The organism is Mycobacterium gordonae, assembly GCF_002101675.1.
Classification (GTDB): domain Bacteria; phylum Actinomycetota; class Actinomycetes; order Mycobacteriales; family Mycobacteriaceae; genus Mycobacterium; species Mycobacterium gordonae.
In genome coordinates, this window is the sequence record NZ_LQOY01000078.1 from 46040 (window position 1) to 67486 (window position 21447).

A 21447-nucleotide genomic window follows, 5' to 3' on the forward strand; every position below is an offset into this window, starting at 1 on the left:
GGTCAAGCGCTGATGCCGTCGCCGCGGTAGTCACTCTGGTGGTGCCAGGTCTGATTGCCGCCCCGGCGCTTGGCGACGTACATGGCGGCATCGGCGGCACAGATCAGTTCATCGATAGAGGTCGGGGCGTCGGGCAGCCAGTAGACGGCGGCGGTGCCGACGCTGGCGGTCAGACCGAACGGTAGCGCCGCGATGGCGTCACAGAGCCGCTGCGCCCGTAGGCCGACCTCGCCGGGGTCACAGACCTCGGCGATCACGAACTCCTCGCCTCCCACCCGGGCCAGCTCCGCAGTGTCGTCGGTGCACTCGCGCAACGCGCACGCCACAGCGACCAGCGCGGCGTCGCCGGCGCTGTGCCCGTGCCGGTCGTTGAGCTGCTTGAAACGGTCGAGGTCGATCAGCGTGACCACCAGCTGATCCGGTAGCGCGCGGTCGCGCTGCAGATACCGGGCGGCGCGCCGGTGAAACGCACGCCGGTTGAGCAGGCCGGTGAGCTGATCGCGTTCGGCCCGCATGGCGTCGACGCCGAGCATCTGGGCGACCGCTTGGATTCCGAACGGCACCGACAGGTTCAGCGTCAGGATCACCGTGTACGCGCAGAGCGCGCTGACCACGCCCGAGCCGACCGAGATGCGCACAGCCTGCACCGCACCCGCCAATGCCGCGATGGCGAAGTTGAACAGCATCAGCGGCGGCCCGTGAAAGACTGCGATGTAGCCCGCCATCGTCGCCAGGATCGTGCAGGCCAGCATGGCGACCAACGGATCGCTCTGCGCAAGCGCGGCCAGGCCGATGCTGGCACTGGACAACACAGCGAAGCCCACGGCTTGGCGGCGAGTCGGCCAGCGCAGCGTCCACAGCAGCGCGCCCGACGCAGCTCCGGCCGCCGCGGCGAACGCGCACACCAGCCGAGCGGGCCCGCGGGGTCCGGTTTCGCTCCACATGGTCGCCAGGATCAAGACGGCCAGCGACGCGCCGATCAGCGCGATCGTGGCCCGGGTGCGACCCGCCATTCCCCGGGACTGCAACAGGGAGGCCAGGTGATCGAAGTGATCGCGCTGCCACCACCACGCGCCAAGCCGACCCATCGCGCTCCCCCCACCGAAGGCTCCGCGGAATCGCAGCGCGGTCGCCGGCTCAGTTCAGCAAAACAGTCCGGACAGGATGCCCAAATTTGACGTCCGCTAATGCTCAGCCGGCGGGTTGGAGGATCTCGGTTCCCACGAACGGCACCAGGGCCGCTGGTACCCGCACACTGCCGTCGGGCTGCTGGTGGTTCTCCAGGATCGACACCAGCCAGCGCGTGGTGCCCAGCGTGCCGTTGAGGGTGGCCGCCGTCTGCGGCTTGCCGTTGGCGTCCCGGTAACGGGTGGCCAGCCGGCGTGCCTGGAACGTGGTGCAGTTCGAGGTGGAGGTCAGCTCGCGATAGGTCGCCTGGGTCGGCACCCACGCCTCGCAGTCGTACTTGCGGGCGGCCGACGAGCCGAGGTCCCCGGCGGCCACATCGATCACCCGATAGGGCACCTCGATCTGCGCCAGCATCTCCCGCTGCCAGCCCAGCAGCCGCTGGTGCTCGTCTTCAGCCTCCTCCGGTCGGCAGTAGACGAAGCCCTCCACCTTGTCGAACTGATGCACCCGGATGATGCCGCGGGTGTCCTTGCCGTAGCTGCCCGCTTCGCGGCGAAAACACGACGACCACCCGGCGTAGCGCAGCGGCCCATCGGCAAGGTCCAGAATTTCGCCGGAGTGGTACCCGGCCAACGGCACCTCCGACGTTCCCACCAGGTAGAGGTCGTCGGCCTCGAGCCGGTACACCTCGTCGGCATGGGCACCCAGGAACCCGGTGCCCGACATCACCTCCGGACGCACCAACACCGGCGGGATCATCGGTATGAAGCCGTTCTCCACGGCCACCCGCAACGCCAGTTGCAGCAGCCCCAGCTGCAACAGCGCGCCGCGTCCGGTCAGGAAGTAGAACCGCGACCCCGAGACCTTGGCGCCGCGTTGCATGTCGATCAGACCCAGCGATTCGCCGAGCTCCAGGTGGTCCTTGGGATCAGCCAGCGCGGGCGGTTCACCGACTACCTCCAGGACCGCGTAATCGTCTTCTCCTCCGGCCGGGACCCCGTCGATGATGACGTTGGAGAGGGCCAGGTGCGCGGCGGTGAACGCCGCCTCGGCGGCGGCCTGGTCCGCCTCGGCGGCCTTGACCTGCTCGGCGAGGTCCTTGGCGCGCGCCAACAACGCCGGGCGTTCCTCGGGCGACGCCTTGCCCACGCTCTTGCTGGCCGTCTTCTGTTCCGCGCGCAGCGAATCGGCGGCCGAGATCGCCGCGCGGCGTGCCGTGTCCGCGCTCAGCAAGGCGTCTACCAGGGCGGGATCCTCGCCGCGGCTGAGTTGTGAGCGTCGTACGGCGTCGGGCTCCTCCCGGAGGAGCTTCAGGTCGATCACGGCCGCAAGACTACTTCCCGGGACTCTCCCCGATCTCACATGAGCAACGATTTTCACGCCGCAGCGTCGGTCCTGTCAGAATGGAGCCGATGTTGGACGCGCCCGAGAAAGAACCGGTACCGGACACTGCCGCCGAAGAGGTGGCAGAACCGGTGGCTGCCGAGGAGCCGCAGGAGGCCGACGCGACCCAGACGCGCGAGCCGTCAGAGGGGTTCCGTTGGCCGCGCTCCCTGCAGGCGTCCGCCACCCGGCGTGGACTGCTGCTGACCGCTCTGGGCGGCTTGCTGATCGCCGGCCTGGTGACCGCGCTGCCCGCCGTGGGCACCGGGCCGGGACGGCTGGCCGGCTTCATCGACAGCAATCCGGTGCCCAGCACCGGATCCAAGGGCAACCCCGCGTTCGCCCGGGCCACCAGCGGGGATTGCCTCAACTGGCCGGACGGCACCCCGGAGTCGGCCACCATTGTCAACTGCGCCGAGGACCACCGCTTCGAGGTCGCCGAGTCGGTCGACATGCGCACGTTCCCCGGCTCGGAGTACGGCCCCAGTGCCGCGCCCCCCTCGCCGGCCCGCATCCAGCAGATCAACGCCGAGCAGTGCGATCCGGCCGTCCGCCGCTACCTGGGTCCCAAGTTCGACCCCAACAGCAAGTTCACCGTCAGCATGCTGTGGTCGGGCGACCGGGCATGGCGGCAGAACGGGGAGCGCCGCATGCTCTGCGGCCTGCAACTGCCCGGCCCCAACAACGAGCAGGTCGCGTTCAAGGGCAAGATCGCCGAGATCGACCAGTCGAAGGTGTGGCCGGCGGGGACCTGCCTGGGCATCGACCCCGCCACCAACCAGCCGGTGGACGTGCCGGTGGACTGCTCGGCCCCGCACTCGATGGAAGTCACCGGCACGGTCAACCTCGCCGAGAAGTTTCCCAACGCGCTCCCGCCGGAAGCCGAGCAGGACGGTTTCATCAAGGACACCTGCACGAAAATGACGGACGCATACCTCGCGCCTGTCAAGTTGCGGACCACCACGCTGACCCTCATCTATCCGACAATCTCGCTGCCCAGCTGGTCGGCGGGCAGCCGCGAGGTGGCCTGCAGCATCGGCGCGACACTGGGCAACGGCGGCTGGGCCACACTGCTCAACAGCGCCAAGGGGCCGCTGCTGATCAACGGTCAGGCGCCGGTCCCGCCGCCCGACATTCCCCAGGAACGGCTCACCCTCCCGCAGATCCCGGTGCAGCTGCCCACCCAGCAGCCCCAGCCCCAGCAGCAGCCGCAGACGCCGCCCACTCCGACCGGCGATCAGCACCTGCCCAACCAACAGCCGGTGGTGACGCCCACCCGGGCACCCTCGTCGCCGGCCAGCCAGGCACCGTCCCCCACCCAGGCGCCACCGCCGGCTGACGGTGGTGCGCCACCGGCGCAGGCACCCGACGGCGCGCCCGCCAACGAGCCCCCACCCAGCTAGCCCGTGGCCGCGCGGATGGACCCGCAGCGGTTCGACGAGTTGGTCTCGGACGCACTCGACCTGATCCCGCCGGGGTTGACGGCCGCCATGGACAACGTCGTGGTGCTGGTCGCCGACCGCCACCCTGAGGAGGGCGACCTGCTCGGGCTGTACGAAGGAGTGGCGCTGACCGAGCGTGACTCCGACTACGCCGGAGCGCTGCCGGACACCATCACCATCTATCGCGACGCGCTGCTGGATGTGTGCGAGTCCGACACCGAGGTGGTGGACCAGGTCGCGATCACGGTGATCCATGAGATCGCCCACCACTTCGGCATCGACGACGACCGACTCGATGAGCTTGGCTGGGCCTGATCGCCAGCCTTTTACGGGTAGGACCGGGCGCGGCAGCCGGGTTCTGTCGGCGCCCGGTGCTATGAACGGCTTATGAGCACAGGCTGCCGCGACTGCCGGGCAGGCTTAGACCACTGCCACGGCACCGTTATTCGTCACTGGCTGGGCAGGCCGGAATGCACCGATCCGGACTGCGTCGCCCCCGAGTTGTTCACCCATGCGTTCGTCGTCGACTGCGACGTAATCGGTTGCTCGTGCGCGGAATCGCCCGGCGATCTGCTCAGATCAGCGCATGGGGTCGGTGCTTGACACCACAGCGTCCCGTACGGGCGTGGCGCTGGGTGCTGGGTGGAACGGCGGCGTAAGGGCACCCCAGCGCACACAACTCCACCGTCCGTCGGTAATGGGGGCGAGCGCCACCGATTCGGCGTTGTCCAGCGGGTTGTCGAGCACGAAGGTGCCGTCCACGCCGGCGAGCACCGCCGCCGCGAGCCGGATCGCCGCGCCGTGGCTGACCACCACGATGTCGCCGTGCCAGCGGTCGTCGTCGAGGTAGCGCATCCGCAGCTCGGTGAGCACCGGCACGTACCGTTCCAGGACGTCGTTGGCGGTCTCGCCGCCGGGCAACGCGACGTCCAGCTCTCCGAGATGCCACCGCTTGTAGACGGCCTGGAACTCGGCCACCGCCTCGTCATCGTTGCGGTTTTCCAGTGCACCGACCTGCACCTCGTGGATACCGGCCACTTCCTGGGCCGGGATATCGAGTTCGGAGCTGATTACCGCCGCCGTTTGCGACGCGCGGATAGCCACGGAGTGCGCCAGGATGGCCGGCCGGCTGTGACCGCCCCGCGCAAACGCCCGCGCCTGGTCGCGCCCCAGCGGGGTCAGCGCCGCTCCCGGCGGGAGGGTGTCCAGCCGGCGTTCGACGTTGCCGAACGATTGCCCGTGCCGCACCAACACCAACCGGCCGCTCATCGCTGTGTCTCCCCGTTTCGCAATCCCGCCAGCCAGCTCGTAGCCTCGTCCGATGCCGGCGGCAGCACACCCGCAGCCTGGCCCGTCGGCCAGGAACCCAGATAACGCACATCGGCACAACGACGGTGCAGCGCCATGAGTGCCTCGGCGACGGCGTCGTCGTCGAGGTGGCCGACACAGTCCACGAAGAACATGTAGGTGCCGAGCCGGGTGCGGGTCGGCCGGGACTCGATGCGGGTGAGGTCGATGCCCCGCATCGCGAACTCGGTCAGCGCCTGAAGCAGTGCGCCGGGAACGTTCTCGATCCGCAACACCACGGCGGTGCGATCGGCGCCGGTGCGTGCCGGCGGCGGGCCCGGCCGGCCGATCAGCACGAATCGGGTGCGGGCGTTGGATTCGTCGACCACGCCCTCCGCCAGCACCTCCAGGCCCCGCTGCGACGCGGCCAGCGGAGAGGTGACCGCGGCGTCGACCCGGCCGTCGGCCACCTGTTGCGCGGCGTCGGCATTCGAGTAAGCCGGTTTCAGCTCGGTGTCGGGCAGATTGGCCGTGACCCAGCGCCGCACCTGGGCCGCAGCCACCGGGAAGGCGGCCAGCGTGCGCACCTCGGCGGGGCTGCGGCCGGGTTGGGCGACGATGCTGAACGACACATCCAGGGTGGTCTCGGCGAAGACCTGCAGCGGCGACCCGAGCGCGAGGCTGTCCAGGGTGGGCGCCAGCGACCCGTCGATCGAATTCTCGATCGGGGCGCAGGCGTAATCCGCAGCGCCGTCTCGCACGGCGTCCAGGGCGGCGGGCGTGCTGTCGACCGGCAACGGCTGCAGCGCATCGGCGTCCTGGCCGGGAATCAGCCCGTCGGCTGCCATCTTCAGCAGCGCAGCCTCGGTGAACGTTCCCTCAGGACCGAGGTATGCGATGCGGGCCACGCTCACAACCCTAACGGCGCAGCGGACCCAGCCCGCCCTTGCTATCGATGCGACGCCAAGTTACCTTAGGCTTACCTAACAAGGAGGTGGAGCGGTGCCATTGGTCGCACATCCGACACCCACGACGGCAGAACGCATCCGCAGCGCCTGTTCGCGGGCTGACGGCGCCCTGCTGGCGGTGGAAGGCCGGGAACCGGTCGTAACGCCCGTGCACCATCTGCTCTATGACGGCACGTTTGCCGTGGCGGTCCCCACCACCGACGCCGACGGCCTGGAGCATTGCGGGACCCAGGCGTTGCTGGAGCTCATCGACTACGCGCCGCTGCCGGTGCGCGAACCGGTCCGGTCGCTGGTGTGGGTGCGTGGCCGGCTCCACCAGATCCCGCCGGGCGCGGTGGCCAAGTTCCTCGACCTGATCGCCAGCGAGGACCCCGACCCGGTGCTGCTTCAGGTCGACAGGGCCGGCTCCGCCGACCACACCGGCGATGAACCGCGCTACACCCTGCTCCGGCTCGCGATCGAGTCCGTGGTGGTGACCGACGCCACCGGCGCCGAGCCGGTCTCGGTCGACGACCTGCTGGCAGCGCGCCCCGACCCCTTCTGCGAAATCGAGTCGACGTTGCTGTGGCACCTTGCCACCGCGCACGACGACGTGGTTGCCCGGCTGGTTTCACGGCTGCCCGCGGCATTGCGCCGCGGCCAGGTACGCCCGCTGGGGCTGGACCGCTACGGCGTGCGATTCCGCGTCGAAGGCAACGACGGCGACCGCGACGTCCGGCTGCCGTTTCACAAGCCGGTCGACGATATGAGCGGTCTACGCCAGGCGATCCGCGTCTTGATGGGATGTCCCTTCATCAACGGGTTGCGCGCCCGCCACTAACCCGCGTCGGCGACGTAAGTTAGCCGGGTGAACGGCGATCGACCACCCGAACCGCCCGGATTGCGCAGGCCGAACCCGCCTCAGCCGAGGCCGGCAGCCCGACCGGAACCCTCTCAGGTCATTCGCCGGGACCCACGGCCACCACGCGCACCGGTGCGCGCCGCGATGCCGGCACCGCCGCCCCGCGCCGCAGCACCGCCGCCACCCCGCGGCACGGCACCGCCGCCCGCCCCGTTTAAAACGCGCCGGAAGCAGCGCGGCAAGCGTCGCTGGCTACGTACCACCGCCCTGAGTCTGGTGATCCTGCTGCTGCTGGCGGCCGCCGGCCTACTGGGCGGCATGCTGTGGTTCGACTCCGCGGTGCACCGCCAGACGGTGTTGACCGACTACGCAGACCGGCCGGCCCCTGGCCGCGGCACCAACTGGCTGCTCGTCGGTTCCGACAGCCGCCAGGACCTGTCCCCCGAGCAGCAGGAGCAACTGGCCACCGGTGGCGACGCCGGCGCCGGCCGTACCGACACGATCATGCTCGTGCACGTACCGGGGCTCGGGTCCAATGCGCGGGCCACCCTGGTCTCGATTCCGCGCGACTCCTACGTGCCGATTCCCGGCCACGGCCGCGACAAGATCAACGCCGCCTTCTCCCTGGGCGGTGCGCCCTTGCTGGCGCAGACCGTCGAGCAGGCCACCGGCTTGCGGCTGGACCACTACGGGGAGGTGGGCTTTGGCGGATTCGCCGTTCTGGTCGACGCACTGGGCGGGGTGACCATGTGCCCCACCGAGCCGATGCGCGATCCGCTGGCGGGGCTGGATCTGCCTGCCGGCTGCCAGCAACTGAACGGGCGCAGTGCGCTGGGCTACGTCAGATCGCGGGCCACGCCCCGGGCGGACCTGGACCGGATGGTCAACCAACGGCAGTTCATCTCGGCGCTCCTGCACCGTGCGTCCAGCCCGGCGGTATGGCTGAACCCGTGGCGCTGGTATGCGGTGCCCCGCGCGGCGGCTGCCGCCCTGACCGTCGACCGCGGAGACCACGCCTGGGATCTCGCCCGCCTCGGCTGGGCTCTGCGCGGCGCCACCACGCCGCTGACGGTCCCCATCTCGGAATTCACCGACACCGGCGTGGGCTCGGTGGTCGTGTGGAATCACGACGCCGCCAGCGAACTGTTCGACGCACTGGCCGCCGACGCGCCGGTGCCGACCGCGGCGGTGCTGGACCAGCCGTGACCTGTCCGGTGTCGGTGTTGCGGGTCCGGCATATGAGCTCGGCAGGGGCCGGGTTCAGCCGCTACTCTCGCTCGCCTTCCGCTTTTCCAGCCATGCCTTGGTGCGGCCCGGGTGGTTGGTGGCGATCCATGCCACCCCAACCTCACGGCAGAAATCGATGTCCTCGTACTCGTCGACGGTCCAGCAGTAGACCGATCTGCCCTGGGCCGCCGAACGGTCCACCAGTTGCGGATAGTCCCTGAGGGCGGCCAGCGAGGGCCCCACCGCGGTGGCGCCGACGGCCGTCGCGGCGCTGCTGGTCAGGTAGCGACCGGTCTTGCCCAGCAACACCGTGGGCAGCATTGGCGCGGCCCTGCGGATCCGCCAGACCGCGGCGGCGGAAAACGACATCACCACGGCCCGCGATCGATCCGCGGACGGCGGCGCGGCGATGCCGAAACGGTGCAGCAGCGCCAGCAGCTTGCTTTCCACCAGTGAGCCATACCGGACGGGATGTTTGGTCTCGACGAAGATCTTCACCGGGCGGTGCCAGTCGAGCACCATTGCCACAAGCGCGTCGAGTGTCAGCAGACCGGTATCCCCGTGCGTACCGTCCGGGCGCCAGCTGTCATGCCACACGCCGTATTCCAGTTCCCGCAGTTCGGCCAGCGTCGTCGTGCTGACGGGCCCCTCTCCCGTAGAGGTCCGGTCCAGGCGGCGGTCATGAACGCACACCAGGTGGCCGTCGCGGGACAGCCGGACATCGCATTCCACACCGTCGGCGCCCTCTTTGAGCGCCAGATCGTATGCGGCCAGGGTGTGTTCGGGGCGGGACGACGACGCACCCCGGTGGGCAACCACGAAAGGGTGCCCGGCGAGGACCTCATCCGCCCGCGTCATAGGCCTATGCTGCCGGTTCCTGTCCCTCCAGCTCAACCGGAGCGGCTGGTACTGGGGGTGTTGGCCCATCGCGTTCCACCACGAGCCATCGGTGCGCCGGCCGTTCGACGGGTTTGCGTTCGAACCCTTCGAAGACACGGGCAACCCCCGCGACGGTGACCGCGGCGGCCACGTACGCGAACACCACCAGGACGGTGTTGTTGGCGATGCCCTGGGCATCGCTGGACAAGCTGGTGGCGATGGCGAACAGCGACACCGCGTAACTGACCACCCACGCGAGCCACCACAGATAGATCGGCTTGCGCACCCGCTCGTAATGGTCTTCGACGAGAGCGAGTTCGATGACGTAGACGGGCGCCATCACCAGATTGGCGAAGGGCAGCAGGCAGCCGGCCCACAACCGGCGGGTCGACCGATGCTCGGGCAGCCCGTGATAACTGAAGGCGGCAGCGCGTCGCGCGATCAACCACGCGACGAGGACGACGAAGCTGCCCAGTGTCGCCGCCATCGCGGCGACGCTGGCGGCGATGCCCAGCCAGTCCGCAGCAACGGCGACCAGCGAGTTCAGCAGCGAGTTGCGGTTGTAGATCAGCAGTCCGTAGCGCACGGCATACATCAGCGCTGCGCCGACCAGCACCAACTGGGTCGCGAACATCACAGCGCGCACAAATTGGGGGCTGGGTCCCGCTTTGACCGGCGCGTCCGACACCGTGGGCACCGCCGGCCCGACACGGTCGACCAGTCCCCAGCGCGGTATCACCGCATATCGCGGTGTCGGGCCCAGCGGCCGCCGCACCCGGCGGATCGGCGGTGCCGCACCGGGGCGCACCGCTATCCAGCGGAAACCCGGGGGCAGCCGTGGCGGGGTGCGGGGTGCGGCGGGGGCAACCGGCAGCTGCGGTCCGGCTTGCGCGCTCCATCGGGTATCGCCCGGGGGCGTGTCGGCCAGAGGCGCCATGAGAGCGCCTCGGCAGCGGGGACACCAGCTGCGCTGGCGTTCGCGCACGTTCCAGCGCGTGCCGCACTGGGAACACACCTGAATCACCGGACCAGCCTAATAGGTGCCTGACGCAATACCGCGGATCGGCGGCTCGCTTAGCACACCCGCCCCCGGGACCGACAGGCGGCACACCGCCGGTAGGCGTGACGTACGACACAGCTAAATCGAGCTATCCACAATTTCCACAGGTTTATCCACAGTTGGGATGGGTCGCGGAGGCAGCCTCTATCGGCCAGATTCCAGTAAAACTGTGGATAACGCGGCGGTAACGAGGCGTGTCGATCGACAGTCTCAATGCGCCCCGAGCGAATCGCTCGCCATACTGAGGCCTTCGGTTACCCGTTGTCCCGGAGGGCGAAACGTGCGAGCCGCGTCCAATTGGTAGACACCGGCGCAGCTCTCGACCACGGCAAACGCGCGGCGGGACTCGGAGCCGGACGCGTGCTCGCGTCCGGTTTTCCAAGCCGGGTTTCTAGCGTTATGATCGCGGACGCGGAGCTTCATTGTGACTCACCTCACTCGGCCCTTCGGCGCGGCGAGGTGGACGTGCAGTTGGAAGGCATTTAATGGCCACACATTCGTTCGGTCCGGGTTCGACACCGTCGAATTCGTACTCGGGATCGCCCGCCTGGAACCAGGCCTACGTCGTCGCCGCGCTGCGCGCCGGCCTGATCGCGCTCGCTCTGCTGGCAATCCTCGCCCTCATCGCCTTGTCCTGATTCCAGCTTGATTCCGCCGCACGCGGGGTATACGGGGCGGGTAGGCAGGGGTCGTCCTTGCGGCGCGCGCGGTCATGGAGCAGGGTTGAACATGCCAGGTTGCCGCGTGGCGGGACCCCGCGAAGGACACGACAGACGATTCGCTCATCGAAGGAAGGAAAGCCGTGGCTGAATACACCCTGCCCGACTTGGACTGGGACTACGCAGCACTAGAGCCGCATATCTCTGGTCAGATCAACGAGATTCACCACAGTAAGCACCACGCCACCTACGTCAAAGGCGTCAACGACGCGGTCGCCAAGCTGGAAGAAGCGCGCGCCAAAGGCGACCACTCGGCCATCTTCTTGAACGAGAAGAACCTGGCCTTCCACCTGGGCGGTCACGTCAACCACTCCATCTGGTGGAAGAACCTGTCGCCGGACGGCGGCGACAAGCCGACCGGTGATCTGGCCGCCGCGATCGACGACCAGTTCGGCTCGTTCGACAAGTTCCAGGCTCAGTTCAGCGCCGCCGCAAACGGCCTACAGGGCTCGGGCTGGGCGGTGCTCGGCTACGACACTCTGGGCGGCCGGTTGCTCACCTTCCAGCTCTACGACCAGCAGGCCAACGTCCCGCTCGGTGTCATTCCGCTGTTGCAGGTCGACATGTGGGAGCACGCCTTCTACCTGCAGTACAAGAACGTCAAGGCCGACTACGTCAAGGCCTTCTGGAACGTCGTCAACTGGGCGGACGTGCAATCCCGCTACGAGGCGGCCACTTCGAAGACTTCCGGGTTGATCTTTCCCTGACGGTCTGGTCCATGGGCGAGGGCGTCGCGCGGCATCGCGCGGCGCCCTTGCCTTTTGACGCTGCGTCGGCGCCGGGCGCCGCACGCGATGATTCGTAACGTCGCCCGCAAACGGCCGTGTCGAGTTGCGCGGCGCCAAAACCCCGCGCATGCTTGATTATTCGAGCTACCATTTGTTCGAGCTACCAGCGTGGTTACTTCGGATGAAGGCGTCACGGAGGGCAAGATGGATGCTGGGTCAGGCCGGCCGATAGGGGTGTCCCCTTTTCATGCTCGCGGTGCCCTGAAAGGGTTTGTGATCTCTGGGCGGTGGCCCGATTCCACGAAGGAATGGGCGCAGCTGTTGATGGTCGCGGTGCGGGTCGCGTCACTGCCCGGATTGCTCTCCACTACAACGGTGTTCGGCGCCCGGGAGGAACTTCCGGACGAGCCCGAGCCCGGCACCGTCGGCCTGGTTTTGGCCGAGGGCACCGTGTTCGGTGAAACCGCAATCCAGCCAGGGTATTTCGCCGACCACCAGCCTCCCGCACTGCTGATGCTGCATCCGCCCTCGGAGACCACGCCGTCCCTGCCGGAGTGCACCGGTGCCGCTTCGGGTTGCGTGCTGCTGCCCGGTTTGCCCTACCTGGGCCTGGAACACCGGGCCGCGTGGGTGGAAGCGGAAGCCGACGGCACCATCACGTCGATGGTCAGCCGCGTCGGCGTGGATCCGATCAGCCACCCCGACACCGCCATCTTGGCGATGCTGCTGGCCGCCTAGGGCTGGCTCGCCACCCTCCAACTCTGGTGGCCGGGTCGGTTCTGCACCGGTGACAGCGCCACCGGCCGGCGCCCCAGCTGCTGTCTCACAGTGCCCCCAGCGCCGCCGGGGGCACCTCTGCTGCTAACCCACGACGCCGGCCGTGGTGGCGGCACGGGTGGCCGCGGCGCAAACTCCCTCAGGCGGGGCCAAGGGGTGACTCCCGCGCCGGGCACCGACTCCCAAGAAGCGGGCGTCCCGCTTGGCGAGGCGGTGCCACACGTTTCGCGGCGCGAGCTCCGACACTCCGCGCACCGCCGTCTGCGCGGGCTTCCGGCCGCGCCGGTGATCAGCTGAGGCGACCGCACCGACACCAGGCAGCAAATTGACCAGTGGTCGCTTTTTGGCTGACCGCGGGTTGCCCGAAGTCATCCAAAGGCGCTTCGTGAGCGCCGATCCCCGCGGCTTCTGTGCTCGCTAACGGCGGAACACGGCGCACGCTCAGACCCTGTATTCTGCGGATAACCTGTGAAATTTGGCCGATTTGTGGACACCCGCCCGGTTCGTTCCGATGCTCGTCGGGGGTACCGGGCCCGGTCGCCCCGCATGCTGGGACCGGCTACGATCAGGTTTGCACTTGGTGGTGAAGACCATCAGTCGCTACCATGATCAGCAAATACCTATTGATACCGTTTGCTCTTATAGCCCCGGTGGAGGTCATATCGATGAGCACGACGTTCGCTGCCCGTCTGAACCGCTTATTCGACACGGTGTATCCGCCGGGACGGGGCCCGCACACCTCTGCGGAGGTGATCGCCGCGCTCAAGGCGGAGGGCGTCACGATGTCGGCTCCCTACCTGTCTCAGCTACGTTCCGGTAACCGCACGAACCCGTCGTCAGCAACCATGGCCGCGCTCGCCAACTTCTTCCGGATCAAGTCGGCGTACTTCACCGACGACGAGTATTACGAGAAACTCGACAAGGAGTTGCAGTTCCATGCAACGGTGCGCGACGAAGGCGTCCGCCGCATCGCCGCCCGGGCACACGGACTGCCCCCGGAGGCTCAGCAGAAGGTATTGGACCGCATCGACGAGTTGCGCCGGGCTGAAGGACTCGACACCTGACCCTGGCCGGTCAGTCCACACGTGACCTGGCGGTCCGTCCGGAGCGTGCTCGGATTAGGGTTGGCCCAGCGCTCGCACACGCATCGCGTCAGTTCACGAGAAATCGGGAGGGCAGCCGGGCATGGGCCTGTTCCGCAAGCGAAAGAGCCGTGCGACCCGTCGCGCCGAAGCCCGCGCGATCAAGGCCCGCGCCAAGCTGGAAGCCCGGCTGTCGGCCAAGAACGAGAGGCGCCGCATCAAGTCCGCCCAGAAGGCGGCCGACAAAGCGCTCGCCGCGCAGCTCAAGGCGCAGAAGGACAGCGACCGGGTCGCACTGAAGGTCGCCGAGACCGAACTCAAGGCGGCCCGCGAAGGCAGGCTGCTGGCACCCACCCGGATCCGCCGGACGTTGACGGTGTCCCGGTTGCTGGCCCCGGTGCTGACCCCGCTGATCTATCGGGCAGCCATCGCGGCCCGCGGGTTCATCGACCAGCGCCGGGCCGATCAACTCGGCATCCCGCTGGCCCAGATCGGCCAGTTCTCCGGGCACGGCGCCCGACTGTCGGCGCGGGTCGCCGGCGCCGAGCAGTCGTTGCGCGCGGTTCAGGACAAGAAGCCCAAGGACCCTGAGACCAAGCAATTCGTCGGGGCCATCAGTGAGCGCCTTGGTGACCTGTCCGCGGCCATCACCGCCGCGGAGAACATGCCCACCCAGCGGCGACGGGCGGCGCACGCCGCGATCTCGGGCCAGCTCGACGGGATAGAGGGCGACCTCCTGGCCCGCCTCGGGTTGTGATGGGAGTGCGTCGGCACCCACCACTGGCACCCGTGGCTCTGCTGTGGGTGATCGCGGCCGTGGTCGCCGTCCTGACGGCCGGGGCCGCGTCAGCGGACAGCGCGCGGGTCTGGGCCGGGCCGCCGGACACGTCTCACCCGGCAGCCAAGCCGGCCGACCCGGACGGCGAGCTACCCACCTGGCCGTTCGCGGTGGGAGCCATTGCCGCGGTCGCCGTCGTCGCGATCTGGTCCGTACGGCGCAGGCCGTAGTCAATGCGCGTACTGGCATGATGGGACCCGAGCTTCGAGCGACCTACTAGCGACGACCAAGCTGCAAAGGAGCGGCCGCATGGCAGACCCGCAGGATCGACCCGACGGCGAGCCGCAATCCGGCCCGCCGGCCAAGAAGGCACCCGCGAAAACGGCCGCCACCGGTAAAGCGCCGGCCAAGAAGGCGCCGGCCAAGAAGGCCGTCCCCGGAAAGGTGCCGGCCAAGAAGGCGCCCGCGAAGAAGGCGCCGGCCAAGAAGATTCCCGCCAAGAAGGCCGAACCCCCCGCACCGAAGTTGGTCGAGCAGCCTGTCGCGGCACCCGTCGACCTGCAGCAGCACGCGGAAACCAACGGACAACTCGCCGCCGCCGCCAAAGACGCCGCCGCCCAAGCCAAGTCGACCGTCGAGCGGGCGCAGAATCCGCTACCGCAGGAGGCGCCCGAGTCGTCGCCGCTGCAATCCCCCGGCCCCTGGCTGGTGGCGATCACGCTCAGCGTGCTGGCCATGCTGTTGGTCCGGCAATTGCGTCGCCACTGACGATGGCTGTGACGTTCCGTCCGACGGCCGACCTGGTTGACGACATCGGCGCCGCGGTGCGTAGCTGCGATCTGCAGTTCCGCCAGTTCGGCGCCCGCACGCAATTCGCCGGACCGATCACCACCGTTCGCTGTTTCCAGGACAACGCGCTGTTGAAGTCGATCTTGTCCGGGCCGGGTGACGGCGGGGTCCTGGTGGTTGACGGCGGGGGGTCACTGCACACGGCGTTGGTCGGTGACCTGATCGCCGAGCTGGCCCGCTCCAATGGCTGGGCCGGCCTAATAGTCCACGGCGCGGTACGCGACGCCGCCACCCTGCGCGGCATCGATATCGGCATCAAAGCGCTGGGCACCAACCCCCGCAAGAGCACCAAGACGGGCGAAGGGGATCGCGACGTCGAAATCGCACTGGGCGGTGTGACTTTCGCGCCGGGCGAGGTGGCCTACAGCGACGACGACGGCGTTGTCGTCGTCGCTGCAGGAGAATGAGCCGCTACTAAACAGCCACCGGCGCGGGCTTTTTCGCGAACCGCAGACCCTCGTCGGGGATCTTGCCCCGCCGGATCAGGTGGATGTCACGCAGATAGTTCTGGTTCAGCCGCCATGGGGTACGCGAGCCCTGCTTCGGTAATTCGTCGAGCGACCGCAGCACATAGCCCGGCGTGAACTCCATGAACGGACGGTCCTCGACGTCGGAGGCCGGCTCGTCGACCACCACGGTGTCGTAGCCGTTGTCGTCCAGGTAATTCAGCAAGCGACAGCCGAACTCGGAAACCAGGTCGGCCTTGAGCGTCCACGACGCATTGGTGTACCCGACGGTGTAGACCATGTTCGGGATGCCCGTAAGCATCATGCCCTTGTAGGCCATCGTCTTGGTCAGATCGACCGGCTCGCCGTCGATGCTGGTGGTCGCGCCGCCGAACAACTGGAGGTTCAAACCCGTTGCGGTGATGATGATGTCGGCGGGCAGTTCGCGACCCGAGTTGAGTCGGATCCCCTCGCGTGTGAAGCGGTCGATGGTGTCGGTCACCACGTCGACTTGCCCGCGGCGAATGGTGCGGAACAGGTCTCCGTTGGGCACCAGGCACAACCGCTGTTCCCACGGGTTGTAGTGCGGACCGAAGTGGGTGCGCACGTCGTAGCCTTCGGGCAGTTGACGTTTCACCAGCCCCATGAACATTTTCCGCATCCGTCGCGGCCACTTCTGACAGGCCGCGTACACGGCCTGCTGGCGCAGCACGTTCTTCCACCGGATCGTGGTGTACGCCATCTTCTCCGGCAGCAAGCGATTGAGCCGTTCGGCGATGGTGTCTTCTTCGGGTTGAGACACGATGTAGGTGGGCGAGCGCTGCAGCATCGTGACGTGTTCGGCACCCGAATTGGCCAGCGCCGGAACAAGAGTGACTGAGGTGGCACCGCTGCCGATGACGACGATGCGCTTGCCCTGGTAATCGAGTTCCTCGGGCCAGTGCTGCGGGTGAATGATCGGTCCGGCGAAGTCCTCGGCGCCAGGGAATTTCGGCGAGTAACCCTCGTCGTAGTTGTAGTAGCCGCTGCACAGGAACAGGAACGAGCAGGTGAGCGTGCTCGGCGTGCCGTTGCTGTCGATCTGGAGGGTCCACTGGTTGTCGGCACTGGACCAATCCGCGCCGACCACCCGCTGCTGGAACCGGATGTGCTTGTCGATGCCGTACATGGCGGCGGTGCTTTTGACGTACTCGAGGATCGGCTTGCCGTCGGCGATGGCCTGGCGTTCGGTCCACGGCCGGAAGCGGAAGCCCAGGGTGTGCATGTCGGAGTCGGAGCGGATACCCGGGTAGCGGAACAGGTCCCAGGTGCCGCCCATGTCGGCCCGCTTTTCCAGGATCGCGTAGCTCTTCGTCGGGCACCGGTCCTGCAGGTGCCAGGCCGCGCTAACCCCCGAAATGCCGGCGCCGACGATGACGACGTCAAGGTGCTCAGTCATTCGGCCACGGTATCAACACCGTGTCGAGTCGGTCAACGAGACGTCGAACATTGGTCGACATACTGTCGAGAGTCTCGACGCCGTGTAGGCTGCGTGCGTGACCACGTCTCCGGCAAACAGGGCTTCGCTGCCGCGGGGACGGCGCACCGCCCGGCCTTCCGGCGACGAGCGGGAGCTGGCAATCCTCGCCACTGCCGAAAAACTGCTGTTAGATCGCCCGCTGGCCGATATCTCAGTCGACGACCTGGCCAAAGGGGCGGGTATCTCCCGGCCCACCTTCTACTTTTATTTCCCGTCCAAAGAAGCCGTGTTGTTGACCCTGCTGGACCGGGTGGTCAACGAAGCCGACTCGGCCTTGCAGTCCCTGGCCGACGGGCTGGAAACCGGTCGTGACGACATGTGGCGCACCGGGATCAACGTGTTCGTGCAGACCTTCGGATCTCACCGGGCCGTGATCCGGGGCGGTCAGGGCGTCCGGGCGATCAATTCGGAGGTTCGGGGACTGTGGTCCGCTTTCATGCAGAAGTGGATCGCCCACACCGCATCCATCATCGAAGCCGAACGCGAGCGGGGAGCCGCACCCGTTACTCTGCCTGCCCTGGAGCTGGCCACGGCGCTCAACCTGATGAACGAGCGCGCGCTGTCGGCGTCGTTCCTGGCTGAGGAGCCCTCGGTGCCGGAGGCCACCGTGCTGGATACTTTGGTGCACATCTGGGTCAGCGCCATTTACGGCGAGAAACGCTGACCTGTCGGCCGACCGTGCGAACATATGTTCGTGCGCTGTGAGGCGTCCATCCTGCATGCGGACCTGGACTCGTTCTATGCCTCCGTCGAACAGCGGGACGACCCCGGTCTACGGGGCCGCCCGGTCATCGTCGGCGGCGGCGTCGTGCTGGCCGCCAGCTACGAGGCAAAGGCCTACGGGGTGCGCACCGCAATGGGCGGGGCGCAGGCGCGTCGGCTGTGCCCCCATGCCGTGGTGGTACCGCCCCGGATGAGCGCCTACTCCGGGGCCAGCGACGCCGTCTTCGAGGTATTCCGCGACTGCACGCCCCAGGTGGAACCGCTCTCGGTGGACGAGGCGTTCCTCGACGTCGCCGGCCTGCGCCGGGTGTCCGGAACGCCGATCGAGATCGGCGCACGGCTGCGCCGGGACGTGCTTGCGCGGGTCGGCCTGCCCATCACCGTCGGCATCGCCCGGACGAAGTTCCTGGCCAAGGTCGCCAGCCAGGAGGCCAAGCCCGATGGTCTGCTGCTGGTGCCGCCGGATCGCGAACTGGAGTTCCTGCATCCGCTGCCGGTGCGCCGGCTGTGGGGCGTCGGGGTGGTGACTGCCGAGAAACTGCACAACCACGGCATCACGACCGTCGCCCAGGTCGCCGAACTCGGTGAGTCGACGCTGGCGTCCATGGTCGGTCCGGCGATGGGCCGCCAGCTATATGCGCTGTCCCGCAACATCGACCGCCGCCGCGTGATAACCGGGGTGCGGCGGCGCTCGGTGGGGGCCCAGCGGGCGTTGGGCCGTGCCGGCACCCGGATGGCGCCCACCGAGATCGACGCGGTGGTGGTGAATCTGATCGACCGGATCACCGGGCGGATGCGCGCGGCGGGCCGCACCGGGCGCACGGTGGTGCTGCGGCTGCGGTTCGATGACTTCACCCGCGTCACCCGATCACAGACGATGCCGTGGGCCACCTCCTCGACACAGCCCATCCTTGCCACAGCCCGCAGGTTGGTGGCGTCGGCGGCGCCGTTGATCGGCGAGCGGGGCCTGACGCTGGTGGGTTTCGCGGTCTCGGGCATCGACCGCAGCGGCGCCCAGCAGTTGATGTTGCCGTTCGGCGGGCAGACTCCGGCGGTCGACGAGGCGATCGACGAGGTGCACCGCCGTTACGGCAAGTCCGCGCTGACGCGGGCCGTGCTCGTGGGTCGCGATCCCGGCCTGGAGATGCCGCGGCTACCCGACTGAAACTTCGCGTAGTCGCCAGATAGACAAATGACAAGGGGCCACCGGGTACTCCTGACCGCCGCCGTCTAGCGCGCCGCCCAGCCCAACAGCTCCTCGGCGGACCAGGTGTTGACGATGCGCTCCACCTCGATCCCGGCGTCCAGCGCCCGCTGCGCGCCGTAGCCCAAGAAGTCCAGCTGGCCCGGCGCGTGCGCGTCGGTGTCGATGCTGAAGACGCACCCGATGTCACGCGCCAGATTGAGCAATCGAGTGGGCGGATCCCGGCGTTCGGGGCGGGAGTTGATCTCCACCGCGGTGCCGTGGTCGCGGCAGGCGGCGAAGACTTTCTCGGCGTCGAACTTCGACTCCGCCCGGATCCCGCGGTTACCCGAGACCAGCCGTCCGGTGCAGTGCCCGAGCACGTCGACGTGACCGTCGGAGACGGCCCGCACCATCCGCCGCGTCATCGCCGCGGGTTCCATCGCCAGCTTCGAGTGCACGCTGGCCACCACGATATCCAGGCGATCCAACAGTTCGGGCTCCTGGTCCAGGCTGCCGTCATCGAGAATGTCCACCTCGATCCCGGTGAGGATGCGCAGCGGCGCGAACTTCTCCCGCAACTCGTCGATCACGTCGAGCTGCTTACGCAGCCGGTCGGGAGACAGGCCGTTGGCAATCGTCAGGCGCGGCGAGTGGTCGGTCAGCGCGCAGTACTCGTGCCCGAGTGCGGCGGCGGTGGCCATCATCTCCTCGATCGGCGCCGACCCGTCGGACCAGTTGGAATGCAGGTGCAGATCCCCGCGCAGCGCCGTGCGTACCTCGGCCCCGCCGAGATCCTGCGCGCCGGACCGCAATTCGACTAACTGATCGGGTTCCTGGCCGGCCCATGCCTGGGCGATGACCATCGCCGTCTTGGGCCCGATGCCGGGGATCGACTGCCAACTGTTGGCCTGGCCGTGGCGCTCCAGCGCGGCTTCGTCGAGACGCTCGATAATGTCAGCGGCGTTGCGATAGGCCATCACCCGCCGGGAATCCTGGCGGCTGCGGTCCTTGTAGTACGCGATCTGGCGCAGCGCGAACACCGGATCCATCAGAGCAGCTGCCCGGCGACGAACCCGGCGAAGACGACGCCGAAGCCGCCCATTTCGCCGATGATGAGCAGGGCCATGAAGACGCCGGTTCCGGGCGCCGGTGGGTCGAACTGGTTCTCGGTGTCGCGGCGCGCGCCGTGCACGATGTAGCTCACGATCGCGCCGACGAAGAACGTCACCGCTACCGCTGTGGCGGTCAGGTTGACCCACGCCGGCCACGCACTGAGTTCCACGAACGGCGCGAACAGCAACGTGGCGAATGCATACAACAGTGCCGCCCGGTGGGCGATGTCGACGTAGACGTGAGCGCGGTGGTTCTCGGCGACCATGATCTGCCGGTACTTCCAGACCCCGAGCGCCAGCGCCAGAAGGAAGATCAGGCCCGTCGCCAGCAGGGTGAGTTTGGTATCGAGTCCGAGAGCCATCGCCTGTCCGAGTCTACTGTCGGGATCATGCGCTTTGCATTCAAGACCTCACCGCAGAACACCACCTGGGCCGACATGCTGGCCGTCTGGCAGGCCGCCGACGACATCGACGTCTTCGAATCCGGCTGGACTTTCGACCACTTCTATCCGATCTTCTCCGACTCCACCGGGCCCTGTCTGGAAGGCTGGACGACGCTCACCGCGCTGGCCCAGGCCACCACGCGGTTGCGGCTCGGCACCCTGGTCACCGGAATCCACTACCGTCACCCGGCCGTGCTGGCCAACATGGCGGCCACGCTGGACATCATCTCCAACGGGCGCCTCGAACTCGGCATCGGCGCCGGCTGGAACGAAGAGGAATCCGGCGCCTACGGCATCGAGCTGGGCAGCATTAAGGAACGCTTCGACCGGTTCGAGGAAGCCTGCCAGGTGCTGGTCGGCCTGCTCAGCGACGAAACCACCACCTTCAACGGCACGTACTACCAACTCAAGGACGCCCGCAACGAGCCGAAGGGCCCGCAGCGGCCGCACCCGCCGATCGCCATCGGCGGTAGTGGGGAGAAGCGAACCCTGCCGCTGACCGCGCGCTACGCGCAGCACTGGAATTTCGCCGGGGGCACGCCAGAGGAGTTCGCGCGCAAACGCGCCGTGCTGGCCGCGCGCTGCGCGGACATCGGGCGGGATCCGAAGGAGATCACGTTGTCGGCACATCTGGGCCTGGGACCCGACCGCAACTACGGGCAGGTCATCGATAACGCGGCGGCGCTGGGGGCGGAGGGCCTCGACCTGGGGATCGTCTACATCGCCCCGCCGCATGACCCCGGCGTACTGGAGCCGTTGGCCCAGGCAATCCGGAAGTCGGGCCTGCTGAGCTAGTCGAGCAAACAACCCGCGGTTTCAGCCAGGGCGCTGGCCCCGGTGACCGCAGCGGTCAGACGGCGAATCGCATCA

The 21447-nt window shown here is 68.1% G+C and carries 24 protein-coding genes and 1 pseudogene; 16 read left to right on the top strand and 9 right to left on the bottom strand.

Annotated features, from left to right (window positions below):
* Positions 1 to 2: 2 nt before the first annotated feature.
* On the bottom strand, positions 3 to 1088 hold the full coding sequence (locus AWC08_RS12410) for a GGDEF domain-containing protein (protein WP_069434929.1): 1086 nt from the start codon (positions 1086 to 1088) through the stop codon (positions 3 to 5).
* Between the two features lie 103 nt (positions 1089 to 1191).
* Positions 1192 to 2451, bottom strand: coding sequence for a serine--tRNA ligase (gene serS, locus AWC08_RS12415; RefSeq protein WP_069434928.1), 1260 nt, complete (start codon positions 2449 to 2451; stop codon positions 1192 to 1194).
* Positions 2452 to 2540: 89 nt separating this feature from the next.
* Here serS and AWC08_RS12420 point away from each other — a divergent pair, with 89 nt between their 5' ends.
* The 3 genes and pseudogenes from AWC08_RS12420 (at position 2541) to AWC08_RS38185 (ending at position 4556) form a co-directional block, all read left to right on the top strand.
* Positions 2541 to 3914 (top strand): septum formation family protein, encoded by a 1374-nt coding sequence (locus AWC08_RS12420; RefSeq protein ID WP_372513519.1) that lies wholly within the window; start codon positions 2541 to 2543, stop codon positions 3912 to 3914.
* Between the two features lie 3 nt (positions 3915 to 3917).
* A pseudogene (locus tag AWC08_RS12425) lies at positions 3918 to 4344 on the top strand (metallopeptidase family protein).
* Positions 4341 to 4556: a hypothetical protein gene (locus tag AWC08_RS38185; protein WP_083271343.1), complete on the top strand. Its 216-nt coding sequence runs from the start codon at positions 4341 to 4343 to the stop codon at positions 4554 to 4556. Before AWC08_RS12425 ends, AWC08_RS38185 begins: the two are co-directional and overlap by 4 nt.
* Here AWC08_RS38185 and AWC08_RS12435 read toward each other — a convergent pair.
* Positions 4533 to 5222 (bottom strand): histidine phosphatase family protein, encoded by a 690-nt coding sequence (locus AWC08_RS12435; protein ID WP_069434925.1) that lies wholly within the window; start codon positions 5220 to 5222, stop codon positions 4533 to 4535. The genes AWC08_RS38185 and AWC08_RS12435 overlap by 24 nt on opposite strands.
* Positions 5219 to 6148, bottom strand: a complete 930-nt coding sequence (gene pheA / locus AWC08_RS12440; protein ID WP_069434933.1) for a prephenate dehydratase — start codon at positions 6146 to 6148, stop codon at positions 5219 to 5221. Before pheA ends, AWC08_RS12435 begins: the two co-directional genes overlap by 4 nt.
* A 94-nt stretch (positions 6149 to 6242) precedes the next feature.
* On the opposite strand from pheA, the gene AWC08_RS12445 reads away from it, so the two are divergent.
* A complete protein-coding gene (locus AWC08_RS12445; protein WP_069434924.1) occupies positions 6243 to 7028 on the top strand; it encodes a DUF2470 domain-containing protein in 786 nt (261 codons plus the stop codon).
* Positions 7029 to 7055: 27 nt separating this feature from the next.
* On the top strand, positions 7056 to 8255 hold the full coding sequence (locus tag AWC08_RS12450) for an LCP family protein (RefSeq protein ID WP_069434923.1): 1200 nt from the start codon (positions 7056 to 7058) through the stop codon (positions 8253 to 8255).
* A 54-nt stretch (positions 8256 to 8309) separates the two neighbouring features.
* On the opposite strand, the gene AWC08_RS12455 is transcribed toward AWC08_RS12450, so the two are convergent.
* Positions 8310 to 9134: a glycerophosphodiester phosphodiesterase gene (locus AWC08_RS12455; protein ID WP_065135304.1), complete on the bottom strand. Its 825-nt coding sequence runs from the start codon at positions 9132 to 9134 to the stop codon at positions 8310 to 8312.
* Positions 9135 to 9138: 4 nt separating this feature from the next.
* A complete protein-coding gene (locus tag AWC08_RS12460; RefSeq protein ID WP_085087851.1) occupies positions 9139 to 10179 on the bottom strand; it encodes a DUF4328 domain-containing protein in 1041 nt (346 codons plus the stop codon).
* A gap of 521 nt (positions 10180 to 10700) precedes the next feature.
* Here AWC08_RS12460 and AWC08_RS37055 point away from each other — a divergent pair.
* The 8 genes from AWC08_RS37055 to rraA all read left to right on the top strand — a co-directional run bounded on the left by AWC08_RS37055 (position 10701) and on the right by rraA (position 15555).
* Positions 10701 to 10853: a hypothetical protein gene (locus AWC08_RS37055; protein ID WP_167544960.1), complete on the top strand. Its 153-nt coding sequence runs from the start codon at positions 10701 to 10703 to the stop codon at positions 10851 to 10853.
* Positions 10854 to 11017: 164 nt separating this feature from the next.
* A complete protein-coding gene (locus AWC08_RS12465) occupies positions 11018 to 11641 on the top strand; it encodes a superoxide dismutase (protein ID WP_055576932.1) in 624 nt (207 codons plus the stop codon).
* A gap of 225 nt (positions 11642 to 11866) precedes the next feature.
* Positions 11867 to 12400, top strand: coding sequence for a hypothetical protein (locus AWC08_RS12470; protein ID WP_055576933.1), 534 nt, complete (start codon positions 11867 to 11869; stop codon positions 12398 to 12400).
* A 704-nt stretch (positions 12401 to 13104) separates the two neighbouring features.
* Positions 13105 to 13503 carry a helix-turn-helix transcriptional regulator gene (locus tag AWC08_RS12480; RefSeq protein ID WP_069433588.1) on the top strand — a complete coding sequence of 133 codons (399 nt, stop codon included), beginning with the start codon at positions 13105 to 13107 and terminating at the stop codon, positions 13501 to 13503.
* Positions 13504 to 13624: 121 nt separating this feature from the next.
* Positions 13625 to 14278, top strand: a complete 654-nt coding sequence (locus AWC08_RS12485; RefSeq protein WP_065135301.1) for a DUF6474 family protein — start codon at positions 13625 to 13627, stop codon at positions 14276 to 14278.
* Between the two features lie 32 nt (positions 14279 to 14310).
* Positions 14311 to 14529, top strand: a complete 219-nt coding sequence (locus tag AWC08_RS12490) for a hypothetical protein (RefSeq protein WP_069433582.1) — start codon at positions 14311 to 14313, stop codon at positions 14527 to 14529.
* Between the two features lie 79 nt (positions 14530 to 14608).
* Entirely contained in the window at positions 14609 to 15067 is a 459-nt protein-coding gene (locus AWC08_RS12495; protein ID WP_065135299.1) for an Rv3852 family protein, read from the top strand.
* A 2-nt stretch (positions 15068 to 15069) separates the two neighbouring features.
* Positions 15070 to 15555, top strand: a complete 486-nt coding sequence (gene rraA, locus AWC08_RS12500) for a ribonuclease E activity regulator RraA (protein ID WP_065135298.1) — start codon at positions 15070 to 15072, stop codon at positions 15553 to 15555.
* 7 nt (positions 15556 to 15562) lie between these two features.
* On the opposite strand, the gene AWC08_RS12505 is transcribed toward rraA, so the two are convergent.
* Complete coding sequence (locus AWC08_RS12505; protein ID WP_069433581.1) at positions 15563 to 17032, bottom strand: flavin-containing monooxygenase; 1470 nt, start codon at positions 17030 to 17032, stop codon at positions 15563 to 15565.
* A gap of 97 nt (positions 17033 to 17129) precedes the next feature.
* Here AWC08_RS12505 and AWC08_RS12510 point away from each other — a divergent pair, with 97 nt between their 5' ends.
* Both AWC08_RS12510 and dinB read left to right on the top strand, forming a co-directional pair.
* On the top strand, positions 17130 to 17777 hold the full coding sequence (locus AWC08_RS12510; RefSeq protein ID WP_069433580.1) for a TetR/AcrR family transcriptional regulator: 648 nt from the start codon (positions 17130 to 17132) through the stop codon (positions 17775 to 17777).
* A gap of 24 nt (positions 17778 to 17801) precedes the next feature.
* Positions 17802 to 19001, top strand: coding sequence for a DNA polymerase IV (dinB, locus tag AWC08_RS12515; protein ID WP_069433579.1), 1200 nt, complete (start codon positions 17802 to 17804; stop codon positions 18999 to 19001).
* 65 nt (positions 19002 to 19066) lie between these two features.
* On the opposite strand, the gene AWC08_RS12520 is transcribed toward dinB, so the two are convergent.
* Both AWC08_RS12520 and AWC08_RS12525 read right to left on the bottom strand, forming a co-directional pair.
* On the bottom strand, positions 19067 to 20071 hold the full coding sequence (locus AWC08_RS12520; protein ID WP_069433578.1) for a PHP domain-containing protein: 1005 nt from the start codon (positions 20069 to 20071) through the stop codon (positions 19067 to 19069).
* The gene (locus AWC08_RS12525; protein WP_065135293.1) at positions 20071 to 20496 is read right to left on the bottom strand and encodes a hypothetical protein; all 426 of its coding nucleotides are present in this window, start codon (positions 20494 to 20496) and stop codon (positions 20071 to 20073) included. The genes AWC08_RS12520 and AWC08_RS12525 overlap by 1 nt, the downstream gene beginning before the upstream one ends.
* Before the next feature lie 27 nt (positions 20497 to 20523).
* Between AWC08_RS12525 and AWC08_RS12530 the strand changes: the two genes are divergently transcribed.
* Positions 20524 to 21372, top strand: coding sequence for an LLM class F420-dependent oxidoreductase (locus tag AWC08_RS12530; RefSeq protein ID WP_069433577.1), 849 nt, complete (start codon positions 20524 to 20526; stop codon positions 21370 to 21372).
* The last annotated feature ends 75 nt before the right edge of the window (positions 21373 to 21447 follow it).